This is a genomic window from Mesorhizobium sp. M8A.F.Ca.ET.207.01.1.1 (assembly GCF_004794715.1).
GTDB lineage: Bacteria > Pseudomonadota > Alphaproteobacteria > Rhizobiales > Rhizobiaceae > Mesorhizobium.
Genome location: NZ_SRUS01000574.1, coordinates 1 through 284, shown reverse-complemented (window position 1 = coordinate 284; position 284 = coordinate 1). Strand labels below are relative to the sequence as shown.

The following is a 284-nucleotide window of genomic DNA, read 5'->3' as shown; positions in this document are numbered from 1 at the left end:
CGGGAACCGGCGTGCCTGCGCGTACTCGACGATGTCGCTCTCGCGCACGTACGCCAGCGGCCGGATCACCACGTGCCTGCCGTCATCGCTGCGCAGCTTCGGCGGCATGCTCGCCAGCTTGGCGTGGTGGAACAGGTTCATGAAGAACGTGGCCACCCTGTCGTCGCGATGGTGGCCCAGCGCGATCTTGGTGAAGCCGTGGGTCTCGGCGTAGTGGTACAGCGCACCACGCCGCAGGCGCGAGCACAGCGAACACATGGTCTTGCCTTCCGGGATGACCCGGC

1 protein-coding gene is annotated in these 284 nt (G+C 67.3%); it reads right to left on the bottom strand.

The genetic code is table 11. The features are described from left to right. On the bottom strand, window positions 1-284 hold a 284-nt coding region (locus EN850_RS35890; protein ID WP_281407322.1), incomplete at both ends, for an ATP-binding protein.